This is a genomic window from Mesorhizobium sp. M4A.F.Ca.ET.050.02.1.1, assembly GCF_003997725.1.
Taxonomy (GTDB): Bacteria; Pseudomonadota; Alphaproteobacteria; order Rhizobiales; family Rhizobiaceae; genus Mesorhizobium.
This window is the reverse complement of sequence record NZ_RZSG01000346.1, coordinates 1-6060: the sequence shown is the minus strand read 5'-3', so window position 1 is coordinate 6060 and position 6060 is coordinate 1. Positions and strand designations below refer to the sequence as shown.

Sequence of the window (6060 nt, the reverse complement as noted above, 5' to 3'; positions counted from 1 at the left end):
GTTCGTTGCCACCCCACGCGGCGATACTACTACGCTGGGCTATCACGCCTACGTCACGCTCCATGACTGGATTGTGCCGAGTTCCAAGCTGTCCAGTGCTATCGGGCCGCTTTCGGGAAAGCATCAATCCGCGCTCGACACCGCATGGGCCGAACTGGAGAACGGCCTGGCGGGCTGGAGGACGAAACATCTCATTCAGGCGGCTGATCTCGCCGCGGAAATCCGCAACGGCCCGTCGGCGCCCGACCTCGCCAATACCGTTGTTTCCATTCTCGTCGATCACTCCGGATCGATGCGCGGCCAAAAAATGCTCTACGCCGCCGCTTCCGTCGACGGTTGGTTTTGGTTCCTATGTCGACAACTCCTATCGAGTGTCAACGAATTGCGAGGCACCCGATGAGCTCGGCAGAACCATGTTGATGGCATTGCAGCGCCAGCTTGTCGCCGGTGGAACGATGTCTGCCGGTGACACGGCGGACGAGGTTGGTAGTTCGCCGTCGCCGAACTGATCATTCTCCTGAACTTGCCGGGGCGCGATCCGCATCCATCCGCGCACCAGATACCGCTTGCAATACGCAATCAGTTAGACTAACCACTAACTGCTTGCAAAATACAACTGGTTATGAAGGAGGTAGCATGTCCAAGCTTCGCGTCAGTGCATTCACCCTGTCGCTTGACGGCTTCGGCGCCGGTCCGGATCAGGATCTCGCCAACCCGCTCGGTATCGGCGGCGAGAACCTGCACAAATGGATGATCGGCACCCGCTTTTTTCGCAAGATTGTGATGGGCAAGGACGGCGGTACCACCGGCACGGACGACGCGTTCGCCACGCGCAGCTTCGAGAATGTCGGCGCCTGGATCCTCGGCCGCAACATGTTCGGCCCGATCCGCGGCGAATGGCCGGACGAGACCTGGAAGGGCTGGTGGGGCGACAACCCCCCCTATCACGTGCCGACCTTCGTGCTGACGCATCACAAGCGGGCGCCGATCGCCATGGAAGGCGGCACGACCTTTTACTTCGTCACCGACGGCATCCACTCGGCGCTGGAGCAAGCCAGGGAGGCGGCTGGCGGCAAGGATGTGCGGGTCGGCGGCGGCGTTTCGACCATCCGACAATATCTGCACGAGAAGCTCATAGACGAGATGCACCTAGCGGTATCGCCGGTGCTGCTCGGCAAGGGCGAGCATCTTTTCGCCGGCCTGGACATGCCCGGCCTTGGCTATCGCTGCACCGAGCAGGTGGCAACGCCCCTCGCCACGCATGTGGTGATTGAGCGGGCGTGATTACAGCTCTTTCTCCCCGTTCACGGGGAGAAATGCCCGGCAGGGCAATGAGGGGCCGCGCTGCCGGTTGAAGATTGGCGACAAGCCGCTGACGGCGAACTAAGGCTCAATTGCTGACGTCGGCGCCGCCCCTCATCCGCCCTTCGGGCACCTTCTCCCCGTGAACGGGGAGAAGGAAAAAAGATGCTCAATACTTCTCCGGCACGTAAAGCTCGCGCGGCAGCACCTGGCGCTCGTATTCGGGATTGAAGACGCGCTCGGGCAGCGTGATCTCCTCGTGCGGAACCTCCTCATAGGGAAACTGCTGCAGCAGATGGTCGATGCAGTTCAGCCGGGCGCGCTTCTTGTCGTTGCCCTCGACGATGAACCAGGGCGCCTCGGGGATGTTGGTACGGGCGAAGGTCTCTTCCTTGGCCTTGGTATACTGCTCCCACCGCACGCGCGACTGCAGGTCCATCGGCGACAGCTTCCACTGCTTCATCGGGTCGTGGATGCGCATCAGGAAGCGCATCTGCTGCTCCTCGTCGGTGATCGAGAACCAGTATTTGACCAGCGTTATGCCGGAGCGCACCAGCATGCGTTCGAATTCCGGCACGTCGTGGAAGAATTCCTCCACCTGGTCCGGCCCGGCAAAGCCCATCACCCGCTCGACGCCGGAGCGGTTGTACCAGGAGCGGTCGAACAGCACGATCTCGCCGCCGGCAGGCAGATGCGGCACGTAGCGCTGGAAATACCACTGCGACTTCTCGCGCTCGGTCGGCGCCGGCAGCGCCACGACGCGGCAGATGCGCGGATTGAGCCGCTGGGTGATGCGCTTGATGACGCCGCCCTTGCCGGCCGAGTCGCGGCCTTCGAAGATCACGACGACCTTCTTCTTGTGGTAGGCCACCCAGGACTGCAGCTTGATCAGCTCGGATTGCAGCCGCAGCAGGTCACGGAAATATTGCTGCCGCTCGATCGAAGGCGGATGCGAATCCTTGTAGATCTTGGCGATCTCCAGCGACAGCGCCGGCTCCGATAGCTCCAGTTCGTAGTCCTCGTCGAGCGTGTCGGCGAGTTCGGCTTCCAGCCAGTCCCTGGCTCCGGAATTCGATTTCAGTTCGTTCATCGTGCTGCTCCGCGTGCCAGCCTGCCATGTGTGGTGGGATGACACCCTGCTGCCGCGCGCCATCCTGAGCCGACTTCAATAAAGGCCGGCAATGACGGTTTTATTGCAATACCGTCGCTTGAGATTTGAACGACCGCTCGCCGCGACAGGGCGACAAACCGGTGAACTTGTCCTACAAATATGCGTTCTCATTCGGGCAGCCCGCTCGTGGCGCCTCTCCCAATGCAATCGCGAGGATCTCAAATGGAATACCGCACACTCGGCCGTTCCGGGCTGAAGGTTTCGACGTTGACGCTCGGCACCATGACCTTCGGCGGCGCCGGCGCCTTCGCGGCGGTCGGCAAGACCGACCTCAATGAAGCGAGCCGGATGATCGATCTCTGCATCGATGCCGGCATCAACCTCATCGACACCGCCAATGTCTATTCGAACGGGATTTCGGAAGAGATCATCGGCGAGGCTCTGGGCGGCAAGCGCAAGGACGACGTGCTGATCGCCTCCAAGGCGCGCATGCGCATCGGCAAGGGTCCCAACGACGAGGGCCTGTCGCGCCATCACCTGATCCGCGAGTGCGAGAAGAGCCTGAAGCGGCTGAAGACCGATGTCATCGACATCTACTTCCTGCACGAATGGGATGGCGTGACGCCGCTGGAGGAGACGATTGCCGCGCTCGACACGCTGGTGAGCCAAGGCAAGATCCGCTATGTCGGCTGCTCGAACTATTCCGGCTGGCAGGTGATGAAGGCGCTCGCCATCAGCGACAGCAGCCACCAGCCGCGTTTCGTCACCCAGCAGATCCACTACACGCTCGAGGCCCGCGAGGCCGAATACGAGCTCTTGCCTATCGCGGTCGACCAGGGGCTCGGCGTGCTGGTGTGGAGCCCGCTCGCCGGCGGATTGCTCAGCGGCAAGTACGACCGCAACAGCCCAACCGCCCGCCAGCTCGGCGGCTGGTCGGCGCCGCCGATCCGCGACCAAGACCGGCTGTGGCAGATCGTCGACGTGCTCGTCGACATCGGCAAGGCCAGGGGCGTATCGGGCGCGCAGGTGGCGCTCGCCTGGCTGCTCGGCCGGCCGGCCGTCTCGTCGCTGGTGATCGGCGCCCGCAGCGAGGCGCAGCTCAAGGACAACATCGCCGCCGCCAGCCTGACTCTGTCCTTCGACGAGCGTGCGCGGCTCGACGCCGTCAGCCGGCCGCCGGTCCTCTACCCCTATTGGCACCAGCAGCTGACGGCCAAGGGCCGCTTCGGACCGGCCGACCTGGTGCTCGACCGCAGCGATATCTGAGGGGCCGCAACGGGTCAGCCGGCGATGAAGCGCCAGACTTCGGGATCCGGTTTGACCTGGCCGCTCAGCACGAAATATTTGTAGAGGACGAGCAGCGAGATCGCCTGTTCGTCCCGCTCGTTGCGGAATTTTCGGCAATAGGCGTTGGCGGCGGCGACGATGCGTTCGGCCTCGGCCGGGTGCCTTTCGAAATGACGCACCTTGTCGGCGAGATCGGAGAAGTCAGGCGCCAGCTGCACATAGTGGACACCGGCCCTGACCTCGCTTTCGGTGAACCAGGTCTCGTAAGTCGGTGGCGGCATCAGGCAGAGCGAGTTCGAGCTCATGATCCATTTGAGGTTGGTCGCGACATCGTTGCCTTCGAGCGAGACAATGTAGCGGTAGCGCCGCTGCTCATCGATGGTGAGATAGGGTTTTTGGTATTCGGCCTTCGCGTCCTTTTTCGGCGTCCCGACATCGCAGATCGGCAAGTGGCGCACCGCATCGAGGAACCGCGTGCGGATCGGGTTGTTGAGATCGCCGCGCCAAACCACCAACGGACGCTTGTCGGCGAAGGGCTGCCGGTCGGCGGGCATCTGGAAGTGGCGGAACTTGTCCAGCTTCATCAGCACCGCATTGCCGTTGCCGTCCATGATCGGCCGGTCCTTGACGATCGCCGGCATCTTGGGAACGTCGATGACATCGCCAAATTCGAGGTCGATGAGCAGCACCGGATCAAAATAGCGGGCAAATTCCTTGAGGTCGTAATAATACATGCTCGGCGAGAACGGCAGCCGGCTGACCGGCACCGCTGCCGGGCTCGGCACAAAGGGCTGCTGCAGCCTGTTATAGAAGTTCACCCGCTCGCGGACCGAGCCGTCCGACCGCCGTGCCTGCTCAAGCCATCCCCTCAGCCGGTGGCGGAACAGCGCCTGCGGAGCGAGGTCGCGCGCGAAGTTGCGCGCGTAGTAAAACACCTTGGCTGCGGTTCGGAGAGGCGTGGCCATCGTTGGTCACCTGGACTGGGGGCAAAATGCTCTTAGCATCAGTCCGTCGAACTTTCACACTGCAAACTGCACGGCACCGCCGGCCGGCCGAGAGCCGGCTGGGTTGGCGGGCGCAATGCCGCGCAAGCCATTGTGCGGGTGACGGTTCAGTCCAGGGCGATGGTCGCGATCACGCGGCGACGACGGCGAAGCCCCGGGCCCGCAGGCCGCGCCGGTCGTCGCGCAGCGACGTCACCAGCCGGTTGCGGCTGCCGACGATATGGGCTGAAAGCAATCGCGCCGCCGCTTCCGCATCGCCCACCCGCACAGCCGCCAGTACGGCATGATGCTCCGCCCATGCGCGGCCGAGTGCCGCCTCGTCGCGTACCTCCAGCCAGCGCGCGCGGGAGAGCCTGGTCATCGCATCGCGCACCGCCCGAAACAAGAATTCGTTGCCGGAGAGCCTGGCCAGCTCGATGTGGAAATCCATGCCGATGCGGTGCCATTCCTCGCGCGGAGTGCCTGCATCGCAGGACTCCAGCATCGCCTCGATGGCGTCGACGGCGCTTCTGTCCTCCAGCAGGCAGGTCAGCCTGACGGCGGCCACCTCGACCGCCTCGCGATAGACGGCGATTTGTTCGAGTTCGGCCAGATTGATGGGCGAGACCGTCCAGCCGCGCCCGTCGCGGCAGATCAGCCCTTCGGTTTCCAGCCGCAGCAGCGCGGCCCTGACCGGCGTGCGCGAGGCGGCGAAGCGGCTCTCGATCCAGCGCTCGGTCAGGCGCTCGCCGGGCCCGATCTCAAGACCGAGGATCATCTCGCGAAGCTGCCGTTCGACGCTCTGCATCTGCGACATGGCGGTTCCGTTCGTATGGCCGCATTGACAGCGGCAGGGTTGAGGTCCATGACGGATACCAGCTTGGTATCCCAAATTGGTATCCGTAACAACCCCACCATGGCACGGGCATGAGATGAGCAAGAACGGCAGCGAACAGGGCGGCTACAACGTCCACTGGCGGCGCAATCTCGCCGTCTGCTTCGCGGGCTCGTTCAGCACGCTCATCGCCATGACCTTGCTGCTGCCCTTCCTGCCGCTCTATGTCGAGCAGTTGGGCGCCGAGGGCCATGCCGCGATCGTGCAATGGTCGGGCATCGCCTACGGTGCCACCTTCTTCGCGGCCGCCCTTGTGGCGCCGCTGTGGGGACGGCTGGGCGACCGCTACGGCCGCAAGCTGATGCTGGTGCGTGCCAGTTTCGGCATGGCGATCTGCATGTCGCTGACCGGCATGGTCGAAACCGTCTGGCAACTGGTTCTGCTGCGCCTGCTGATCGGCTTTGCCGGCGGCTATTCGTCGGGCTCGACCATCCTGGTCGCCATGCAGACACCGAAGGAGCGTTCCGGCTGGGCGCTGGGCG

The 6060-nt window shown here is 63.6% G+C and carries 6 protein-coding genes and 1 pseudogene; 4 read left to right on the top strand and 3 right to left on the bottom strand.

Going from position 1 to position 6060, the window contains the following annotated elements:
* Both EOA33_RS39150 and EOA33_RS21000 read left to right on the top strand, forming a co-directional pair.
* A pseudogene (locus tag EOA33_RS39150) lies at positions 1-400 on the top strand (hypothetical protein); the annotation flags it as partial.
* A 236-nt stretch (positions 401-636) separates the two neighbouring features.
* A complete protein-coding gene (locus EOA33_RS21000; RefSeq protein ID WP_127400438.1) occupies positions 637-1284 on the top strand; it encodes a dihydrofolate reductase family protein in 648 nt (215 codons plus the stop codon).
* A 187-nt stretch (positions 1285-1471) separates the two neighbouring features.
* Here EOA33_RS21000 and ppk2 read toward each other — a convergent pair whose 3' ends face one another.
* Positions 1472-2392 (bottom strand): polyphosphate kinase 2, encoded by a 921-nt coding sequence (gene ppk2 / locus EOA33_RS20995; RefSeq protein ID WP_126054956.1) that lies wholly within the window; start codon positions 2390-2392, stop codon positions 1472-1474.
* 243 nt (positions 2393-2635) lie between these two features.
* Here ppk2 and EOA33_RS20990 point away from each other — a divergent pair, with 243 nt between their 5' ends.
* Positions 2636-3679, top strand: coding sequence for an aldo/keto reductase (locus EOA33_RS20990; RefSeq protein ID WP_127406467.1), 1044 nt, complete (start codon positions 2636-2638; stop codon positions 3677-3679).
* A 14-nt stretch (positions 3680-3693) separates the two neighbouring features.
* Here the strand turns inward: EOA33_RS20990 and EOA33_RS20985 are convergent, their stop codons facing one another.
* Positions 3694-4665, bottom strand: a complete 972-nt coding sequence (locus tag EOA33_RS20985; protein WP_126054958.1) for a glycosyl transferase family 90 — start codon at positions 4663-4665, stop codon at positions 3694-3696.
* 169 nt (positions 4666-4834) lie between these two features.
* The gene (locus tag EOA33_RS20980) at positions 4835-5500 is read right to left on the bottom strand and encodes a GntR family transcriptional regulator (protein ID WP_127406466.1); all 666 of its coding nucleotides are present in this window, start codon (positions 5498-5500) and stop codon (positions 4835-4837) included.
* A gap of 115 nt (positions 5501-5615) precedes the next feature.
* Here EOA33_RS20980 and EOA33_RS20975 point away from each other — a divergent pair.
* Positions 5616-6060 (top strand): MFS transporter (locus tag EOA33_RS20975; protein WP_127406465.1); only part of this gene is annotated, 445 nt, incomplete at its 3' end.

What these genes read in the sequence shown, in the direction of transcription:
- EOA33_RS21000 (WP_127400438.1), top strand. Translation starts at nt 637, where the DNA reads ATGTCCAAGCTTCGCGTCAGTGCATTCACCCTGTCGCTTGACGGCTTC.
- ppk2 (WP_126054956.1), bottom strand. Translation starts at nt 2,392, where the DNA reads ATGAACGAACTGAAATCGAATTCCGGAGCCAGGGACTGGCTGGAAGCC.
- EOA33_RS20990 (WP_127406467.1), top strand. Translation starts at nt 2,636, where the DNA reads ATGGAATACCGCACACTCGGCCGTTCCGGGCTGAAGGTTTCGACGTTG.
- EOA33_RS20985 (WP_126054958.1), bottom strand. Translation starts at nt 4,665, where the DNA reads ATGGCCACGCCTCTCCGAACCGCAGCCAAGGTGTTTTACTACGCGCGC.
- EOA33_RS20980 (WP_127406466.1), bottom strand. Translation starts at nt 5,500, where the DNA reads ATGTCGCAGATGCAGAGCGTCGAACGGCAGCTTCGCGAGATGATCCTC.